The organism is Pseudomonas sp. 22515, assembly GCF_052044625.1.
Classification (GTDB): Bacteria; Pseudomonadota; Gammaproteobacteria; order Pseudomonadales; family Pseudomonadaceae; genus Aquipseudomonas; species Aquipseudomonas alloputida.
The window spans coordinates 178,233-196,283 of record NZ_JBQENN010000005.1; the positions used below are offsets into that span (position 1 = coordinate 178,233).

An 18,051-nucleotide genomic window follows, 5' to 3' on the forward strand; every position below is an offset into this window, starting at 1 on the left:
AACCTTCCCTGGCAACCTTCACTTCAGGCTGTCGACTACGGGCGGCCTGTCTACTGCCGATGCACTCACAGCAAATGCATCCCCCTGTTTTCCTTGTAGTCCAAGGTTGTGGTTGCTGCTTGGCAATGCTGCCTGCAAGCGGGTGAAAACATCGTCAAGCAATGCCTGGCGGCGGCGGTACATCGCCCGTTTCTTGGCCGGAATGTCAGCTTCCGCCCGTTGAGCCGGCGCTAGAGGCAGGGTAAAAAAGTCCTCACGGTCAGACGCTGTGGCGCCATGTTCCTGCCAGATCGCGTCGTAGTTGGCCGCCAGGTCCTGGCCCTTGTCGCTGCCAAAATAGGGATGGCGATGGTGCCGGCAGGCGTCACTGACGGCATACAGCTGCGTCACACCCAGGGTCCTGCCCAGGCATTTCAACGCTTCAAGCAACAGGCTGCGTGGCCGCAACCCTTCGAAGTCCTTGGTCAGGTCACGGTAGATAGCCAGTGAGGTTTCGCTGTCGATACCTTTGTGAATACCCTGCACCGCACCGATGAACAGGCTGGTCTCACCTTGGCTGCAGCCCAGGGTGAAGGCCAGGGATGCCACACGCAGGTCGGCCTGGAACAGGTTCAGCACCAGCTCGCCTTCGCGCTTGAACCAGATTGGCCGGTCCAGTACCAGGCAACAGCCCGGCGAGTGGCTGGACAGGTCACACAACTTCAGGTTTTCGTCGCGCCCCAGCAACAGCAACGCCGGGAACTGCCCAGCCACCTGTTCAAAGTGCGAAGCCACCACATCCAGACGCTGTGGCGCCTCCCAGCATCGGCTGATGTAAGGCCATTGCACGACACCGATACAATCCACACCCAGGCGCTGCAAACCATGTGGGCCCAGCGCCGCCGTCATGCGCTGCATGAACCCGTTCAGCTCAGGCCACTGCCTGGCGATCTGCCGTGCCAACTTGTACTTGTTGTGCATCGCCCGCAACGAGTAACCCGGTTGCAAGATAAACACGCTTTTCACGAGGGTGCCGAGCATCATGGGTTTCTCTCACTTGTACTCGATCAAAGCCGATTTGCCAGCCGCAAGGCGGTGGCGCAGGAACTTCAGCTGGCCGAGCATTTCCGGGAATTTGCCCAACACCAGAAACACAGCCTGCAGCCAGTTCTCGCGCGTCGACTTGCCGCCGCGGCGGGCCAGGCGCACGGCCTGCAGGGGGTAGATCAACAGCAAGAGCAGGCCCCAGCCGCCCAGCAGCAGGCAGGCCAGCGCGATCACCAAGGGTATGCCCAGGCCCCACAACCAGGCCCGACGTGACTCACGCAGCCAATGCCGCTCGGGTGGCTGGCCATGCAGGTAGGCGCCCTCGGCATAGGCGTGCCCAGCACGCAGGCTACGCCGCCACCACTGGCTGAAACGGGTCATGCCGGCATCGTGCAGGGTCATCTCGGCAGCCAGTCGCCAGACTTTCCAGCCGTTGGCCCGCAAACGCACGCACAGTTCAGGCTCTTCTCCGGCAATCAGGTCAGGCCGGAAGCCACCCACAGCAGCAAAGGCGTCTGCCCGCATCAGCGCATCGCCGCCACAGGCCTTGGCCTCACCGACCGGGGTATCCCACTCCAGGTCGCACAGCAAGTTGTACACCGAACGCTGCGGGAAACGCTCACGCCGGCGACCACACACCACTGCCACGGCGGGGTGCTGCTCAAGAAAAGCCTGCGCCGTGGCCAGCCAGGTGGCATTCACCTCGCAGTCGCCATCGACGAACTGTACCAGTTGCATCGATGGCAACAGGCGCTGCAAGGCGGCAAAACCTTCATTGCGGGCGCGTGCGGCGGTGAACGGGATACTCATGTCCAACGCCAGCACCGCCACGCCAAGGTTGGCGGCCAACTGCAGCGAACCATCGGTGGAGCCCGAGTCGACGTACATGACCTTGTCCGCCCCGTGCGCCAGCGAAACAAGGCAGCGCTCGAGGCGCTGGCCTTCATTGCGGCCGATTACCACCACCCCGATCACCGTTGCCATAGGCCTCACTCGACCGATGCCACGGCGGCCGGTTGCCGGGCCTTGATGATGGCCGGCACCCCCACTGCCAGTGAATTGTCAGGCACATCTACCAGCACGACGGCATTGGCGCCGATGATCACGTTGTTGCCGATGCGAATACTGCCCAGCACCTTGGCCCCGGTGCCGATGTCGACGTTGTTGCCGAACACCGGGGCAATCGGCTCGTCGACATTCTTCAGGCCCACCACCACGCCGTTGCGGATACGGCAGTCATCGCCGAAGCGGGCATAGCCGCTGACAACGATGCCGCCAAAATGATCGATGACGAAGTTGCGCCCGATCACCACTTCGCACGGCAGTTCGATACCGGTGATGATCTGGACGAATTTGAACAGCACCTTGTAGATGAGCGAGCACAGTTTGCGCAGCAGTGCCGGGCGCAGCGTATAGCGCCAGCGACCAAAGCGGTACACCAGCAATACCCAGAAGCCCTGGGCGCCCCAGTCCCCGCCATGGGCACGCAGGTCGGCGCGAATATTCTCGAACATGGCTCCACCTACCTTGTCGGTTGGCTGGCGTACCGGGTCTTGAACAGCAAAGACCAGGTTGCCCGGCAATGACGCCAGCAGGCCTGTATGGCGCCCCAGCCGCGTCGTTTCAACAGCGCCTTGAGTGCCAGCACCAAGTCGCCCAGCGTCACCAGCAGCATGTGCAGGGCAAGCCCCGCCACCCCGTGATGCTTGCGAAAGTACAGCAACTCGCTTTCGATCTGATAGGACGAGATCTGCCGGCTGGCAGCCTCCAGCTCCGCCACCGACTTGGAGCTTTCGCCACCGATATGCACCACCGTGGTATGCGGGTAGAACACCACTTTCCAGCCAGCCTCCTTCACCCGCTTGCAGTGGTCCACCTCTTCGTAATAAAGAAAGTAGCGCGGGTCGAACAGCCCCACCCTGTCGAGCACTTCGCGGCGCACCAGGTAGAAGCAGCCGGGCAACCAGTCACACTCGCGCACCGAGGCGTGGTCCCAGTTCATGTCGTCAACCATCTTCACCCCTGGGAAGAACCGCCCCAACCCGGTACGCCCAACGAACACATTGAGCGGCGTGGGGAAGTAGCGACAGCTTGGTTGCAGGTCGCCATCGCGACCCTCCAGGCGCACCCCCAGTACGCCGCACTCCGGGTGGGCATCCATGTAGTCGAGCGTTTTTTGCAGCGAGTCGGCGGCAACGAAGGCATCGGTATTGAGCAGCAAGGCGTACTTGCCCTTGAGGTGCGCCAACAACTGGTTGTTGGCCCGGCCGAACCCTACGTTCTGCTTGTTGCTCAGCAGCAGAGCCTCGGGGCATACCTGGGCCATGCGCTGCACCGAGTCATCGCGCGAGGCATTGTCGACCACCAGGTAACTGGCCAGCCGCTCGCTGTCGGCCCGGCGCAGTGCATCGAACATCGGCTGCAGCAGTCCAGCGGTGTTGAAGTTGACCACCATGACATCCACAGGTTTGCTAGTCATTTCAGCTGTCCCCGAAGAAATACTGGCGTCTTTGCGCCATCAGTAACGGCTCCACTTCCGGGTCGTAGGCACCGTTGCGCTGCTTCACCAGATCGATCCATGGGTAGGCTTCGCAACGTGCCTCGACCCGTTTGATCAACTGCTCGGTGGTACAAATGAACTCCGCAGGGTTGCCACCATAGACGGTGCCTGGCGGCACGTCCTTGGTCACGACCGCCCCTGCGGCCACGATGGATTCGGGCCCGATGGTCACGCGAGGCATCACGATCGCACCATGGCCGATGAAGCAATTGTCCTTGATGTCGATGAATCCGACCGAATCCAGGTGCTTGCCAAAGCGATGCTCGATCAGCAATACCACCCCGTCATGACCGATCAACGTACAGTCGGACAAGCCCACGCTGTTACCGATACGGACCAGCGACGGGTCGAGAAACTTACAGCCTGTATTGACGTAGAAATTGCTGCCGACCGAATGAAAGTTGCCCCATCGGGCCAGATACGCCCCCCATTCGAGACCAGAAGGGTTGCAGAACCTCCTGTAAAATTTGCCCCCTCGCCCGGTTGCATGGGCGTAGTGCGCCACTGCCTTGCGTATCCATCCCTTCATACTGCCTGGCCTCGCGATCTGAACAATCTGGAGTATCCTGAGGCGTTCCGGTCTCGTTCTTCTAGGTGCTGACCGCATCGCACTCACCCGTGTACAACCTGCATCAAGCAGCGGCGCTGCTGGCCGCTTTCATCTTGTTATCGAGGTGGTCGGCCAGCCGCAAGGCAAATTGCAACAGCGGCATGGTCGGGTTGGAGGCGCCGCCCTTGGCAAAAATGCTGCTGCCGGCGACATACAGGTTTTCGGTACCGAACACCTTGCAATTGGCATCGACTACACCGAACTGTGGCGAGGCGGCCATACGCGTGGTGCCCATGTGATGGGCATGAGGCGCCATTTTCAGCGGAATCGAGGTGTCGTAGACGAAATCGTTGAGTTTGACGAACCCCAGATCCATGTCGGCGAACTGCTTGGCCAGTTCGCTACCAATGCACTTGATGGTGTGCCGATCTTCGGCGCTCAGCACCCAATTGACATTGACCTTGGCCACGCCCAGCGCATCCTTCTCGTCCAGCAGCGAAATACGGCTGTGCAGGTTGGGGAACTGCTCGATCATGGTGCTGATCACGCCGTCACCAGGGCAACTGAACTTGGCGACGAAGGCGACCTTGTTGGCAAACCCCATGTCGCAGGCCAGGCTCTCGAGAAAATACTTCACCTCGGCAGTGCGGCCATAGGTCTGCACATCGGCCAGCAAAACAGCAGTGACATTGCCTTTACCGGCCTTGTACTCGTCGACGAAAGCATCGGTGGTGTAGTACTGGCGCGGCTCTGGGTCCTGCCCGGACTTAAGGATGAATGTGCCCATTTCGATATTCAGGTGTTCCATGAAACACCCGCCGACCAGCCCTTCCTTGCCCACCACGCCTGCGGCCACCAAGGTCTCGCTGTTGAGCAACTGCCGGGCATTCTCGATGGCACCTGTGGCCAGAATGAAATTGCCAGCCACCAGGCGTTGACGATTGCGCTCATAGTCGGACAACACCACCGCAGCCAGGTGGCCGGAAGCCTTGTCGAACTCCAGGTCAACGCAATTACAGTGGATGAATACGTCCAGGCCTGGCGTCTGCTCCAGTGCTGAAGCGTACTTTTGCGCAAAGCGTGTCGGCGTGCTGAGCAGAAAACGGTCCGCCTCGAAGTCACCACCATTGAGGCCGGCATTCATCGCGCGAAAATCCGAGCCAGGCGCCAGATCGACGATCTCCATCGCTGCCGGCAGGAAGCCTTCGATCTCCGAGTAGGGAATTGGCCAACCCGGCAAGTCGCCTGGCGGGGCGACGGCAAAATCCGAGGGGGTGAATGGACGGCAACGGCCAGCCCAGTGATTGGAGGTGCCACCCAGGTAACGCAGGCGGGTTTCCTCGGCATACAGTTCCAGGCCGGTGGATGAGCACGCGTACAAGTCTTGCGAATACGGCGCATATTCGCGCCCCCCGCCTTCGGCGATCATGACGCTCCAGCCGGCGGCTGCCAGGCGCAAGCCCAGGGTTATACCCGCCGGGCCGGCGCCGATGATGCAGAAATCATAGTCGTCGCGCAGCGCCTTCTGCTGCTGAAAGTCCTTGATCATGCTGACGCGTTCCGGAAGTAACGGGACGGCAATACCCAACCGTTGATTACCACAAACCCAGGCTTTTCGACCGTCTTGCTGGCAACGGCCGCCGAGGCGCCAAATACCGCGCCCCCCACACTAAGCAAGACACAACTCTGGAGAAAACCTCTACGACCCAACTGCGCAGTACAAAAAGTGAGCTTCCCCATGATCCCGTGACCTGTAGCCATGAAAGTTACACTCGGCAAACTGCGCTACAGCCAGTTGAAAAAGGCCGTCAACAGTGCCCCGCATAGCGCCCCGACCAGCAACATCGGCAGTACCACCAGCTCACGTTTGAGGCTGAAGATATCCAGTTTGCAGTTCACATACACAACCAGCACCAGCGTTGGCACAGCATGCAGGGCAACCCCCCAGATAGCCCACTCCACCCCGCCAATCGCCAGTAACAGCGGCAACAGCCCCCATAACGAGACCAGGCGGATAATGTTGTCCATGGCCTGGTACTTGGTCAGGCCCAAGGCAATCCACACCTGATGAGCCAAGGTATAGCGCAATACGATGAACGATAGCGAGAGAATCGCCAGCATCGGCCCGGCTTCGCGGTAGCGATCGTCATACATCCAGCCGATCAGCAGCGGGCTGGCGGTCAGGAAACCGCCACAGATGAACAGCACCAGCAGGTCGACCAGCAGCCGAAAGCGCAAATACAGCGCTTTCAGGCGCGGCCTGTCGTCGGCCCTGGCCGCCTCGCTGAAAGCAGGCAGCGCCACCGCGCCGACAATTTTCATGAGCGCGGTCTGCACCGCACCCAGGATCAGCACGGCGATCGAATACACACCCAGTTGCGCCGCCGACATGCTGGCGCCAAACCATATGCGGTCGCCGTACATCGCCAGCACGCCGACCATCGACGACAACAGGATCCAGCGGCCAAACACAATCAGCTCGGTCAGCGCCGAACGGTCCCAGCGCAGGTGGTTGTTGGGCCCCTCCAGGGCGGTATGCCCCAGCACGGTCCAGACGACCGCCGAAACCAGGCCTGATAACACCAGCGCCCAGATCGAATGGGTCAGCAAGCCCAGCACCAGCATCACCACCAGGCCAGCCAACTGCGAGGCAAGGTCGACCAACACCACGCGCTTTTGTTGGAAAGTTCGTACCGCCACATCTATCTTGGTGGACTGGAAACCCCAGATGGCCGCCGACAGGCCGGTGACCGCCAGTACCATCGGCAGTACGGGCGCGGCATAGGTAGAGTCTGCCGGCCAAAGCTCAGCCAGTTGCGCCAACCAAGCCCCCAGGGCCAGCAGCAGGGTAAGGGCAAACAGCAGGAAACCGCGGATGATCTGCACGGTCCAGGCGGTATTGAGAAAATCTGGATCGTCACCACGGTGGCTCTGGATGATGTTCTGCCGCAGGCCCACATCGGAAAGCAAATGCAGCAGTATCGAAACAGTGGTGGCAATGACCATCACGCCGAACATTTCCGGCAGCAGCAAGCGGGCCATGATCAGATTGCCGCCCAGGCGCATCACCTGTGAAGCCACCTGCGAGACCAGGTTCCATGACCCGGCCCTCAGGGCCCGCTTGCGCAGGCTCGCGGCGGCTGACACATCAATCGACGGCATGACTTCAATCTCTGACTGATTGGCTAAAAGTCACTATAGTTTCAATTAGCCACGATGCTAGCCGTTGCCCACCAAGGGAAAGGTGTACATAGCCGATGCCTGAACATTTTCGTGCGTTGATCGTCATCCTGTTTTTGGCGAGCGTGGTCTTCCTGATGGCCCGGCGGCCTGCCACCGACCTGATTCCGCTCAGTGACTACAAGCGCCGGCGTAATCTGTGGTTCCTGCTGACCCTGCTGGCTTTTTTCTCGCACAGCTTCTGGCTGTACCTGGGCGTGGGCGCGGTCGTCCTGTTGCTGGCCGGGCGCCGCGAGCACAACCCCATGGCGCTGTTCTACATGCTGCTGTTCCTGATCCCGCCAGCGTCGGTACAGGTGCCCGGGTTTGGCGTGGTCAATTACCTCGTTGACCTGAACCATATTCGCCTGCTGAGCCTGTGCGTGCTGCTGCCGGCCGCGCTGCACCTGCGCCGCCAAGGTGACACCCTGCGCTTTGGCCGCACCTGGACTGATAAGTTGCTGGCGGCCGGCCTGCTGCTGCTGAGCGTGCTCTATTTGCGCGAAACCACCCCTACCGACACGCTGCGCCAGGCGCTGTACCTGTATGTCGACGTACTCCTGCCGTATTACGTGGCCAGCCGTGGCCTGCGTCAGATCAGCGACTTCAAGGACACCCTGCTGGCCTTCGTACTCGTCTCTTTCGTCATGGCGCTGATCGCTGTGGCCGAGTATGTGCGCCACTGGTTACTGTACAGCGCGCTGGTCGACGCCATGGGCGTGCCATGGAGCATGTCCGGTTACCTGAGCCGCGGCGGTGCGCTGCGGGCGAGCGTCACCACCGGCCAGGCGATCGTACTGGGTTACGTGATGAGCGTGGCCATCGGCCTGTTCCTGTTCGTGCAAGGCTATGTGCAACGTCCGCTGCACAGGGCCATGGGCGCCCTGCTGCTGGCCGCCGGGCTGTTCGCGCCATTGTCGCGTGGCCCGTGGATCGGCGCCGTGGTCATCGTGGTGGTGTTCATTGCCCTGGGCAAAGGCGCTGTCAAGCGCCTGGCGCTGCTGGGTGCGGCTGGCATGCTGGCGTTGCCCTTGCTGACCGTCGTGCCAGGCGGCGACAAGGTGCTGGACCTGCTGCCGTTCATCGGCAACCTCGAGAAAGAGAACATCACCTACCGCGAGCGGCTGATGGACAACGCCTGGATCGTCATCCAGCGCAACCCGCTGTTCGGCTCCTTCGATTTCCGTAACACACCCGAAATGCAGGCGATGATCCAGGGCGAAGGTATCATCGATATCGTCAACACCTACATCAACCTGGCGCTGCGGGCCGGCCTGGTCGGGCTAGGCCTGTTCGTGGCGTTCTTTGCCGTGCTGCTGCTGGGTATCCGCAGGGCCATGCTCAGTTTTGCCGACAAGGATGACGAGCGACGACAGCTCGGCCGGGTGTTGCTGGCAACGCTGACCGGCATTCTGGTCATCATCTTCACCGTCAGCAGCATCACCTTCATCCCGGTGGTGTACTGGTCTATCGCAGGGCTGGGCGTGGCCTACATCCAGATGGTTCGCCGCCTGCACAACAGCCCGGCCGTGGAGCTGGCAGAACCCGACCTACAACCCAGGTAATGTTCATGAATAGGCTGTCCCTGCGTCACTACGTGCGCCTTTCGGCCATTGCCGGCCTGGCCCTGCTGCCGCTGGCCAGCGGGGCTTCAGACTGGCAGGTCAGTGTCGATGAGCAAAATGGCTTGCCTACCGTGACACACGGCGGTGGCCCGGTCATGAAGGCCAAATTCGATTTCTGGGCTGCCAACTGGAGCTGGACCGGTTTCTATACCGACTTCAAGGTCAATGGCCCTGACCACTACACGCTGCGGGGCAAGAACAAGGAACTGGACTTCGACCTGCAGGCTGACATCCGTAAGGAACAGGCACAAAACCTGAGCTGGGCCTTCGACCTCGACGCCCACAGCCGCCAGAACGGTGTCATGGGTGGCGGCATGGTGTTCCAGTTCGATCCGGCACAAATCGCCGGCGACATGGGGGCCCCGCAGTTGCTGCCCGACAACCGCGGCTGGACGTGGGGCAAGGCCGACCAGGGTCGACGCATCGAAATGCGCTTCGACCCGCCACTGGCCAAGGTCTATTTCGAGCGCGGCAACCCGTCCGAGCTGCGCGCATTCCTCTACAAGGACCCGATCAGCGCCGGCCGCCAGCAGCTCAAGGCTGTGCTCAACGTGACCGGCGACATCGAACTCGGCCCGACGCCCACCGAGCGCTTCGGCCTGGCAGACCCCGCCAAGTGGCCTGATGACCAACTGGACTGGCGCACCTCGCCGGTGGACCTGTCGTTTCTCAACGCAGCGGAAAGACCCGCCGGCAAGCGTGGCTTCGTCAAGGCGGTCGGCGACCAGTTGATGTTTGCCGACAACACCCCGATACGCTTCTGGGGCACCAACCTGTCGGCCTACTCGCTGTTCAAAAGCCCCGACGACGAAATACGCCAACAGGCCAAACGCCTTTCGGCACTGGGCTTCAACCTGGTGCGCCTGCATCACCACGACTCGCCCTGGGTCAGCCCCAACGTCTTTGGCGACGGCACCTTGGTGCGCGATACCCAGCAGCTCAGCGCCGAATCGCTGCGCAAGCTCGACCTGTGGATCAAGTCACTCAAGGACGAAGGCATCTACATCTGGCTGGACATGCATGTGCAGCGTGCGTTTACCGCCAACGACAATATCGAAGACTTCAAGGAGCTGCCCGAGCAGGATGGTCGCGTCGACCTGAAGGGTTACGCCTACGTGAACGACAGTATCCAGCAAGCGATGAAACGCTTCGCCGAGCAGTACCTGACCCATGTGAACGAATACACGGGCCTGGCCTACAAGGACGACCCGGCCATCGCCGCCGTGCTGATCACCAACGAGAATGACCTGACCCAGCATTACGGCAACGCCCTGATGCCGAACAAGGATGTACCGCGCCACAGCGCACGCTACATGACGGCGGCCAAGGCCTTTGCCAAACAGTTTGACCTGCCCGCCGACCTGACCTGGCGTGCCTGGGAGCATGGGCCGTCGAAGCTGTTGCTCAACGAGCTGGAACAACGCTTCAATGCCGACATGATCGCCCACTTGCGCAGCGTGGGCGTGAAAGTCCCCATTGCGACCACCAGCACCTGGGGCGGCAATGGGCTTAGCGCACTGCCGGCACTGAGCGTTGGTGATGTCATCGACGCCCACAGCTACGGCGACGCAGGCCAACTGGAGAAGAACCCGCTGACCAGCGACGGCATGATCGACTGGATTGCTGCCGCCCAGGTCGTCGGCAAACCGCTGACCGTCACCGAGTGGAACGCCGAGCCCTTCCCGCTGCCGGACCGTCACTCGCTCCCCATTTACATCGCCGGCACTGCCAGCCACCAAGGCTGGGACGCCATGCTGCAATACGCCTACAGCCAACAAGCATTCAACCCAGGTTGGCGCACGGCGGACAACTGGCACGCGTACAACGACCCGGCGATGATCGCCACCCTGCCCGCCGCTGCCCTGCTCTATCGCCGTGCGGACGTAAAACCCGCCACCACTCGCTACGTGTTCGCACCAACACCAGACACCCTGTACAACCAGGAAATCACCCCGCGTAACTCACCGCTGCTGCGCACGGCCATGGAAAAGGGCCAGTTGCAGATCGCCCTGCCACACACGCCGCAATTGCCCTGGCTAAAACCCGCGCCCATCCCGGCAGGCGCGCAAGTGCTGCATGACCCGGGGCAATCGCTGCTGGCCGCAGATGCCACCGAGTCGGTGACCGATACAGGCGAGCTCAGGCGCAACTGGCAACAAGGCATCTACACCATCGACACGCCACTGACCCAGGCCGCCAGCGGCTGGCTGGGCGGCCGCCCGGTCAACCTGGGTGCCATTCAGGTACAAGCGAAAACGCCTTACGCCAGCGTCGTGGTCCAGAGCCTGGACGGCAAGCCACTGGGCCAGTCGCGCGAGCTTCTGCTGTCTCTGGGCACCCGTGCCATGCCCAAGGCCGATGACAAGACGCCGTTCAATGTCGAGCCCCTTGAAGGCCGCCTGGACATCAAGGCACCCGCCGGCCTGAAACTGTTCGCCCGCGATGCACGGGAACAGCTGAAGCCGCTGCCAGTGGCCTACAAGGATGGGCAATACACCATTACCTTCGAGGGAACCTACATGTCCAATTGGCTATTCTTGAAATAGAGCATATGGCCATCTACGCTCAGGTCACCTGTAGCTGATCATCCCACCTGCACGTGTCAGGGAGTGTTCACTGCGTCTGTAAACAGCAGATTCCAGGAGGTGGGGATGAAATATCTGGTTGTGGGTGGTGCGGGCTACATTGGCTCGCACATGGTCAAGCACCTGCTCGCCGCCGGCCATGAAGTGCTGGTGGCGGACCTGGTCTCACCTGGCCCCGGTATCCAGTGGGCCAAGCTCGACATCGCCGACGAAGCCGCACTGGATGTGCTGTTTGGCGTGTGCCGCTTCGATGCGGTATTCCACTTCGCCTCGTTCATTCAAGTGGGCGAGTCGGTCAGTGCCCCCGGCAAGTACTACCAGAACAACGTCGCAGCCACCCTTTCCCTGCTGCAGGCCATGGTCAATGCCGGCATCAGGCACTTGGTGTTTTCTTCGAGTGCCGCCGTATACGGCAACCCGCAGTACGTGCCGATCGATGAAGCACACACCAAGGGGCCGATCAACCCGTACGGGTTGAGCAAATGGATGGTCGAGCAGATTCTTGAGGACTTCGACCGGGCCTATGGTTTGAAGTCGGTATGCCTGCGCTATTTCAATGCAGCGGGCGCTGACCCGGAAGGCCAGCTAGGCGAGCGTCATGAACCGGAAACCCATCTGATCCCGTTGATCCTGCAGGCTGCATCTGGCCGGCGTGAGGCGGTGACAGTGTTTGGTCGCGACTACGACACACCGGATGGCACCTGCATACGCGACTACGTGCATGTGGCAGACCTGGCGGCGGCCCATGCACTGGCAGTGGATTATTTACTGGACGGTGGCGAGCGTGCCGCGTTCAACCTGGGCAATGGCCTGGGCTTTTCGGTGCAGCAGGTGATCGATACGGCCCGGGCAGTGACCGGGCGACAGATCAATGCCCTTGACGCACCGCGTCGCGCCGGCGACCCGCCACGGCTGGTGGCGGATGCGAGCAAAGCCATGCAGGTGCTGGGCTGGCGTCCGGCATTCGCCTCGCTGGAGCAGATTGTTCGGCATGCGTGGCAGTGGGAGTTGCAGTATCCCTGGGAGCGCTGAGTTGCCCTCGGCTTCCTGTAGGCGCAGCACAAGGCGGCGTCTACAGGCGCATTGCCAGAAGGCTCAGTAATAGGTGCGCGGCTGTTCGTCAGCCTTGTTCAACACTGTCCCGATCAGGTTCACCGTGCCCAGGTGATGCAGGCAATCCTCGATTTCCTTCTTGTTGTTCATTCCGTTGGCCACCACCAGCAACACGCAGTCGAACTTGGGTAACACGGTGATCGCATCGTCCGAGCTGAGCAGCGGTGGCAAATCGAAAATGCAGATGCGCGATTCGTAGCGGTTGCGCAAATCACCAATCAGGTTGTTCACCTTGGGCGAGGACAGCATCTCGGTCGACAGGGGCACAGGTACCCGCGTTGGCAGCACCACGAAGCGCGGCAAGGTGGGGTTGACCAGGCAGTCCTGCAACTCGGCCTTGTCCGTCAGAAACTCGTTCAGTGCCTGCTCCATGGGCAGCCCCAGGTAACTGCCGACCTTGGGCCGACGCAGGTCGAAGTCCACCAGCAACGCAGTCTTGGTGGTGTGGTGGGCAATACTCATGGCCAGGTTGATCGCCAGCATTGTCTTGCCCGCTTCCGGCGTTGGCGAGGTGATGGCCAAGGTGCGCCAGCCGTTCTCGTCCATGGCCCTGAGCACCTGCGTACGCAACAGGTCGATCGGCCCGTTCATGTTGGAGTTCTTGTTGTACGCCACGATGCGGTTACGCTCCAGGTGGTCTGCACGCAGCGGCACCACCTTGGTGTTCACGTAATCGAACTGACCCGGCACTTCGGTCAGCGCCGTACCGGGTGCGGGAGACAGTGCCTGGGGAGTACCCGGGGTAACCTGATGAATATTGTTGCCAACAGCCGGCTTGATCCTGTCCATCACTGCTTTCCCTATACAAACCGAGACATGACTTTGTACAACAGCACATCCAGTGGCATGTAGAACACGTGCACCAGCCCTATCATGATAGCTGCCAACGCCAGTGCCGCCAGGATCAGGCGATTGCGCCAGCGCTTGCGGCGGGCCACGTCGGCCCGGGTATCGATATAGGGCAGTGCCACCAGCACCCGTTTGCCCAGCAGGTTTTCCAGGGCGCCAACGCCGCGCACGCGCTGATTGAGCATTTCCAGCAGCATCACCAGCGCACCGCCACCGGCCGGTGCCAGTACCAGGCCCAGCGCAGCGATTTTCTTGCGGTTAGGCTTGATCGGCTTCTCAGGCAACAGAGGAGGCTCCAGCAGCACAAAGCGTTCAGCCTTGTTTTCCTGCTCGAGGCTTTCGGTAATCTTTGCACCCATTTCCTTGGCACGAATCTCTTCGTATTTCTTGCGCGCGTTGTCGTGGTCACGCATCAAGGTCACCAGGCCACGCTCGACTTGCGGTGCCTCGAGGATCTCGGCTTCATAGCCTTCCATTTTCCGGGTCAGCTCACGCTTTTGCTCTGCCAGCGAGGCAATACGCACCTGCGCGGCACTCATCTTGGCGCGGACACGGGCCGCGTCGAGGCTGACCGTGGACGCTGCCGCAGTGCGACCACCACTGGCTTCGAGCGCCTGGATCTTGCGCTTGACCGCCACGACATCCGGGTGGGCGTCCTTGTAGCGGGTCAGCAGCTGCGCGTATTCGGCTTTCAGGCTTGGCAGGTCTTCGGGCAGGTCGGCACGGGTTGGCCGGGCGCCCTCGACAACCTTGGTGGCAAGGCCGGCATTGGCCGCAGACAGCTCCAGTTCCAGGTAGCGCAGCTCTTCCTGGGCAGCCTTGTAGTCACGGTCGACCTCACGGAATTCCAGCTCCGCCCGCGACAGCATGTTCATGCGCAGGGTCTGGTGCTCGGGCAAGGCATTGGCATGGGCCTGCTTGAAATCGGCCAGCTGGTTCTCCAGGCTGGCCAGCTCGGCACCCAGCTTGTTGGCTTCCTGGGTGAGGAATTCGGTGGTTTCGTTGGCCCGTTCGGTGCGCTGCTTGAGGTTTTCATTGAGGAACAGCGTCACCAGTTCATCGGCGACTTCCTTGGCTACTTGTGCCTGTTTGTGCTCGAACGACACATTGAACGCCACGGTCGCTTCACCACGACCGCGCACGTAGGTGGTCAGGGTTTCGACCACGATCGCGTTGCGCATCTGGTCGATCTTGTCGCTTTCGCTGAAGCGCTTGTCGGCGAAGAGGTCGTACTTGCCGATGATGCGCAGCAGGTTGTCGCGGGTCATCACCCGTTGGCGGATCACCTCGATGCGCTCATCGGCAAAGCTGGTGTTGTTGGTCGACACCAGTTCAGGCGAAATCTGCTGCGACTCCACCAGAATGGTGCCGGTCGACTGGTAGATCGGCGGCACCATCAACGCGACGGCCACGGTCGCGGCGAGAATGACTGCGGCACTCACCCCTAACACCAGGGCCCTGTCCTTGATAATGGCGATGTAATCTCTGAGGGAGAGCTCGTAGTCAGACTTCATAGGGCCACCTGCCTGCAGTTCAGATGTCGGGGTACCTGTACGTCAACGTCAAACCAACGATCGTAGCGGTCGCATCCGGTACATGGTCCTGCTGCCGTTCCTTGTACATCAGCGACAGGCGCAGGTCCCAGTAAGGCGAAAACTGGCGGCTGGCCCATACGCTGTACGTCTGCAGCGTGTTGGGCGACTGCCCTTTGCTGTCTTGCCACGCGGCGTCTGCGCCGACCCGGGACAACTCGGTCAGCGCATAGCTCCACACACCGCGCACCTGGTCCAGTTCGGCGAAGCCGCCTTCAGCGCTTGCCACCGTGCTGCGCTCGGCGGTGAAGCTGGCGTCGGCACGCGGGCCGGTGTACAGCAACGCAACCCCACCCTCCCCGCGCCGGCCGCCGTCGTCACCTGACACTTGGTTGACGCCAACATGGGCATCGGCGCTCAAGCCTTCGGCAAGCTGGTATTTGATGCCGACTGCCGGGCTGTAGCTGTTGGAAGCAGTGGCGGTAAGGTCCTCTTCGGGCTCATAGCGCCGGGCACCAAAACGGGTATACAGGTCAGCCCGCTCACTCCAGGCGTAAGTCCAGGTGAAGACGTTCGCCAGTTCGTCGTAGCCCGTCAGCGTGCTGATGTCGTAACGGGCACGGCTGTAGGTGGTTTCGTTGCTCAAGGTACTGCGCTCGGTCACCGCCTGGCTCCAGTTGCCAGTCAAGGTGTAAAGCTTCTGCGTACCGTCGGTGGTAATCACCCCGGTATCCAGTACTGTCCCCGACAACGTCGAGCTTTCGTTGTAGCGCCCCACCAGGCCGAACCGCCCCCGCTCGGTGGTGCGCTGCCAACCCAGGCTGATATCAGGGTCTTCACGGTCATCGACGATATCCGTATCGGACGAGCGCAGCAGATTCATGCCAAGCCCCAACCTCAATTCGTCGCGGTCAAAAGTGCCGATCAGGGTGTAATCTGGCGCGATGATCGTGCGCGTTATGCCCTTTTCCCCCGAGGTCAGCAGCAATGGGTTGCTGTCGTATTCGACGGATGTCGGTACCACCACCGTAGACTGCCAATTTGCCGCCAGTACCGCGTCCGTGAACGGCAAGACCAAGATTGCCGTTGCAATGCGAGTTGTTCTAAGAAGAGGCATTAAATGTTCTTATTAAAGGCAAGATCAAGGAACGACCAGCGTATCGCCAGCCTGAAGTTGGATGTTGGTGGACATGTCCCGCCCAGACACCAGGTCCTTATATCGCACGGGCAGGATCTTTTGGGAAGCACCGGTGCCGCGGACCACCTTGATTTCGCTTTCATCCGCAAACTTGTCCAGGCCGCCCGACATGCTCAGCGCCTGCAATACGGCCGTGGGGCCTGCCATTTGCACAGGCCCGGGCTTGATCACTTTGCCCTGTACATAGACCATGTTGCCGGCAATGCTTTTGACGACAACGCTGACGTTAGGGTCGGGGAGGAATTTTTCGAGTTTGGCAGCGACCTGCTTTTCGACTGCCGTCACGTCCAGCCCGGCAACATTGATGCGCCCGGCCAAGGGGAAGGTGATACTACCATCGGGAAGTACGGTGGCTTCTTGACGCAGGCTGTCTTCCTGCCACACCGATACCATCACCACATCGCCGGGGCTGAGCAGGTAAGCAGCACTGCTCTGGTCGGCGTTACCGGCACCAGACCACACCGTCAGCATGCAGAAAGCGGCAAACATTGAACGCACCATGAGGGTCCCTCCGGCCAAATGGCCCGACAAAGAGCACTGAATGAGAACAACACACCAACTCTCGCTCCGCTTCACGGCGCACAGCTGCCGCGATGGCCTCGACCTTCCTGGAGGCCCTTGCCTTGACGCTGCAGACGTGGCTGCAACGCCTTGTAAATGTTGGTCCTACGGGCTACTGGGAATATAGCAACGGTTGGAGAATTCACAAGCCATGCTTGTGGCCTCGCAGCAATGGGTCACTTTAGGTACCCGGTATACGGCTCAGATCTTTCTGCGGTTGGCAACGGCAACAAAACCGACCACAGCAAAGGCAAAGAACCAGCCTGCAGTTGAAACAGGAATGATACTGTTCTGATTTATATACGAATCCGCTGCGCGGGCAGCACCACTTAGCATCACCAGCAAGAACATCGATTTGATTATCAGAGTCGTGCGCATACTCCCCTCCTAAAAACAGGAAAATCAATTAGTTATTGGCGCTGTGCTGCGGGAGTTGTTTCGTTGTTGACTTGAGCTTATGGGCACAATGACACTACGTCAATGATCCGACACCATAATAAAATTCAATGAGCGATGGGCGCATTCGTCAAAAAAACGGCATGCAGATTATGCAAGGGAGGGATGATGCGATGAACATGGCGTTTCACAGCTGAGAACACGTGGGGGGCATGATTGCCCCCTGCGGTTTCATTCGTCTGCGTGGTGAACCACAACCAGTAACTGCGCCGGTGTCGCACCTACCGAGCGCAGGCGGTGCGGCGTCTGGGCATTGAAATGCAGGGCGTCGCCCTGCTCCAGCAACACCCGCTCACTCATGAAATCCACTTCCACCTGGCCTGCGTGAACAAACAGGAACTCTTCGCCCTGGTGTTCCTTGAACGTGGGGTCGCTGAACTCGGACGGCGGCTGAATCAGAAACGGCAGCAGGCTGCGCTGGCCAACCTGACTGGTGAGGGCCGCGTACCCCGGCCCTTGCCCATCGCCTACCAAGGCCTGGCGCTCGGTACGGCGCACCAGGCTGTAGCGGCTCTGCCCGGTCTGTTCTTCGGCGAACAGCTCTTCGACATTGACATTCAGTGCCCTCGCCAGTTTCAGCGCCGCAGCGATCGAGGGCGTGTTGAGGCCGCGCTCGACCTTGGACAGGTAGCTTTTGGTCATGCCAGTCTTTTCGGCCAGCATTTCCAGGGTCATCCCCAGTTTCTTACGCAGCAGTTTCAATCGGATAGACATGTGACGCGGGTTTCCCAGGCTGAGGCAGCCATGATACGCGTCTGAAAGCTGACGCCAAGTCTC

16 protein-coding genes are annotated in these 18,051 nt (G+C 60.7%); 3 read left to right on the forward strand and 13 right to left on the reverse strand.

Features of this window, described 5'->3' with window-relative positions; translation table 11 throughout:
• Positions 1 to 18: 18 nt before the first annotated feature.
• From ACTJJN_RS07535 to ACTJJN_RS07565, 7 genes are all read right to left on the reverse strand, one after another.
• Complete coding sequence (locus tag ACTJJN_RS07535) at positions 19 to 1,023, reverse strand: VirK/YbjX family protein (protein WP_440781173.1); 1,005 nt, start codon at positions 1,021 to 1,023, stop codon at positions 19 to 21.
• A gap of 9 nt (positions 1,024 to 1,032) precedes the next feature.
• On the reverse strand, positions 1,033 to 2,010 hold the full coding sequence (locus tag ACTJJN_RS07540; RefSeq protein ID WP_014756651.1) for a glycosyltransferase family 2 protein: 978 nt from the start codon (positions 2,008 to 2,010) through the stop codon (positions 1,033 to 1,035).
• Between the two features lie 5 nt (positions 2,011 to 2,015).
• A complete protein-coding gene (locus tag ACTJJN_RS07545; protein ID WP_004374263.1) occupies positions 2,016 to 2,540 on the reverse strand; it encodes a serine O-acetyltransferase in 525 nt (174 codons plus the stop codon).
• Positions 2,541 to 2,548: 8 nt separating this feature from the next.
• Positions 2,549 to 3,505, reverse strand: a complete 957-nt coding sequence (locus ACTJJN_RS07550; protein WP_012052377.1) for a glycosyltransferase family 2 protein — start codon at positions 3,503 to 3,505, stop codon at positions 2,549 to 2,551.
• 1 nt (position 3,506) lies between these two features.
• Positions 3,507 to 4,115, reverse strand: a complete 609-nt coding sequence (locus ACTJJN_RS07555) for an acyltransferase (RefSeq protein ID WP_014756650.1) — start codon at positions 4,113 to 4,115, stop codon at positions 3,507 to 3,509.
• Positions 4,116 to 4,218: 103 nt separating this feature from the next.
• Positions 4,219 to 5,685 carry a GMC oxidoreductase gene (locus ACTJJN_RS07560; protein ID WP_012052379.1) on the reverse strand — a complete coding sequence of 489 codons (1,467 nt, stop codon included), beginning with the start codon at positions 5,683 to 5,685 and terminating at the stop codon, positions 4,219 to 4,221.
• A 236-nt stretch (positions 5,686 to 5,921) separates the two neighbouring features.
• A complete protein-coding gene (locus tag ACTJJN_RS07565) occupies positions 5,922 to 7,298 on the reverse strand; it encodes an oligosaccharide flippase family protein (protein WP_012052381.1) in 1,377 nt (458 codons plus the stop codon).
• Positions 7,299 to 7,393: 95 nt separating this feature from the next.
• Between ACTJJN_RS07565 and ACTJJN_RS07570 the strand changes: the two genes are divergently transcribed.
• From ACTJJN_RS07570 to galE, 3 genes are all read left to right on the forward strand, one after another.
• The gene (locus ACTJJN_RS07570) at positions 7,394 to 8,920 is read left to right on the forward strand and encodes an O-antigen ligase family protein (RefSeq protein WP_012052382.1); all 1,527 of its coding nucleotides are present in this window, start codon (positions 7,394 to 7,396) and stop codon (positions 8,918 to 8,920) included.
• Positions 8,921 to 8,925: 5 nt separating this feature from the next.
• The gene (locus tag ACTJJN_RS07575) at positions 8,926 to 11,526 is read left to right on the forward strand and encodes a glycosyl hydrolase family 5 (protein ID WP_440781174.1); all 2,601 of its coding nucleotides are present in this window, start codon (positions 8,926 to 8,928) and stop codon (positions 11,524 to 11,526) included.
• A 105-nt stretch (positions 11,527 to 11,631) separates the two neighbouring features.
• On the forward strand, positions 11,632 to 12,597 hold the full coding sequence (galE, locus tag ACTJJN_RS07580; protein WP_012052384.1) for a UDP-glucose 4-epimerase GalE: 966 nt from the start codon (positions 11,632 to 11,634) through the stop codon (positions 12,595 to 12,597).
• A 63-nt stretch (positions 12,598 to 12,660) separates the two neighbouring features.
• Here the strand turns inward: galE and ACTJJN_RS07585 are convergent, their stop codons facing one another.
• From ACTJJN_RS07585 to ACTJJN_RS07610, 6 genes are all read right to left on the reverse strand, one after another.
• Positions 12,661 to 13,467 (reverse strand): CpsD/CapB family tyrosine-protein kinase, encoded by an 807-nt coding sequence (locus ACTJJN_RS07585; RefSeq protein ID WP_012052385.1) that lies wholly within the window; start codon positions 13,465 to 13,467, stop codon positions 12,661 to 12,663.
• An 11-nt stretch (positions 13,468 to 13,478) separates the two neighbouring features.
• Positions 13,479 to 15,041: a GumC family protein gene (locus ACTJJN_RS07590; protein WP_012052386.1), complete on the reverse strand. Its 1,563-nt coding sequence runs from the start codon at positions 15,039 to 15,041 to the stop codon at positions 13,479 to 13,481.
• Between the two features lie 19 nt (positions 15,042 to 15,060).
• Positions 15,061 to 16,176 (reverse strand): hypothetical protein, encoded by a 1,116-nt coding sequence (locus ACTJJN_RS07595; protein ID WP_012052387.1) that lies wholly within the window; start codon positions 16,174 to 16,176, stop codon positions 15,061 to 15,063.
• Positions 16,177 to 16,200: 24 nt separating this feature from the next.
• Positions 16,201 to 16,758 carry a polysaccharide biosynthesis/export family protein gene (locus tag ACTJJN_RS07600; protein ID WP_004374240.1) on the reverse strand — a complete coding sequence of 186 codons (558 nt, stop codon included), beginning with the start codon at positions 16,756 to 16,758 and terminating at the stop codon, positions 16,201 to 16,203.
• 261 nt (positions 16,759 to 17,019) lie between these two features.
• Positions 17,020 to 17,196 carry an EPS-associated small membrane protein EppA gene (eppA, locus tag ACTJJN_RS07605; protein ID WP_004374238.1) on the reverse strand — a complete coding sequence of 59 codons (177 nt, stop codon included), beginning with the start codon at positions 17,194 to 17,196 and terminating at the stop codon, positions 17,020 to 17,022.
• A 249-nt stretch (positions 17,197 to 17,445) separates the two neighbouring features.
• A complete protein-coding gene (locus ACTJJN_RS07610; protein WP_012052388.1) occupies positions 17,446 to 17,988 on the reverse strand; it encodes a helix-turn-helix domain-containing protein in 543 nt (180 codons plus the stop codon).
• Positions 17,989 to 18,051 lie beyond the last annotated feature (63 nt).

Coding starts and splice junctions, on each gene's coding strand:
- ACTJJN_RS07535 (WP_440781173.1), bottom strand. CDS start 1,023: ATGATGCTCGGCACCCTCGTGAAAAGCGTGTTTATCTTGCAACCGGGT.
- ACTJJN_RS07545 (WP_004374263.1), bottom strand. CDS start 2,540: ATGTTCGAGAATATTCGCGCCGACCTGCGTGCCCATGGCGGGGACTGG.
- ACTJJN_RS07560 (WP_012052379.1), bottom strand. CDS start 5,685: ATGATCAAGGACTTTCAGCAGCAGAAGGCGCTGCGCGACGACTATGAT.
- ACTJJN_RS07575 (WP_440781174.1), top strand. CDS start 8,926: ATGAATAGGCTGTCCCTGCGTCACTACGTGCGCCTTTCGGCCATTGCC.
- ACTJJN_RS07550 (WP_012052377.1), bottom strand. CDS start 3,505: ATGACTAGCAAACCTGTGGATGTCATGGTGGTCAACTTCAACACCGCT.
- eppA (WP_004374238.1), bottom strand. CDS start 17,196: ATGCGCACGACTCTGATAATCAAATCGATGTTCTTGCTGGTGATGCTA.
- ACTJJN_RS07600 (WP_004374240.1), bottom strand. CDS start 16,758: ATGGTGCGTTCAATGTTTGCCGCTTTCTGCATGCTGACGGTGTGGTCT.
- ACTJJN_RS07555 (WP_014756650.1), bottom strand. CDS start 4,115: ATGAAGGGATGGATACGCAAGGCAGTGGCGCACTACGCCCATGCAACC.
- ACTJJN_RS07565 (WP_012052381.1), bottom strand. CDS start 7,298: ATGCCGTCGATTGATGTGTCAGCCGCCGCGAGCCTGCGCAAGCGGGCC.
- ACTJJN_RS07590 (WP_012052386.1), bottom strand. CDS start 15,041: ATGAAGTCTGACTACGAGCTCTCCCTCAGAGATTACATCGCCATTATC.
- ACTJJN_RS07570 (WP_012052382.1), top strand. CDS start 7,394: ATGCCTGAACATTTTCGTGCGTTGATCGTCATCCTGTTTTTGGCGAGC.
- galE (WP_012052384.1), top strand. CDS start 11,632: ATGAAATATCTGGTTGTGGGTGGTGCGGGCTACATTGGCTCGCACATG.
- ACTJJN_RS07585 (WP_012052385.1), bottom strand. CDS start 13,467: ATGGACAGGATCAAGCCGGCTGTTGGCAACAATATTCATCAGGTTACC.
- ACTJJN_RS07540 (WP_014756651.1), bottom strand. CDS start 2,010: ATGGCAACGGTGATCGGGGTGGTGGTAATCGGCCGCAATGAAGGCCAG.
- ACTJJN_RS07610 (WP_012052388.1), bottom strand. CDS start 17,988: ATGTCTATCCGATTGAAACTGCTGCGTAAGAAACTGGGGATGACCCTG.
- ACTJJN_RS07595 (WP_012052387.1), bottom strand. CDS start 16,176: ATGCCTCTTCTTAGAACAACTCGCATTGCAACGGCAATCTTGGTCTTG.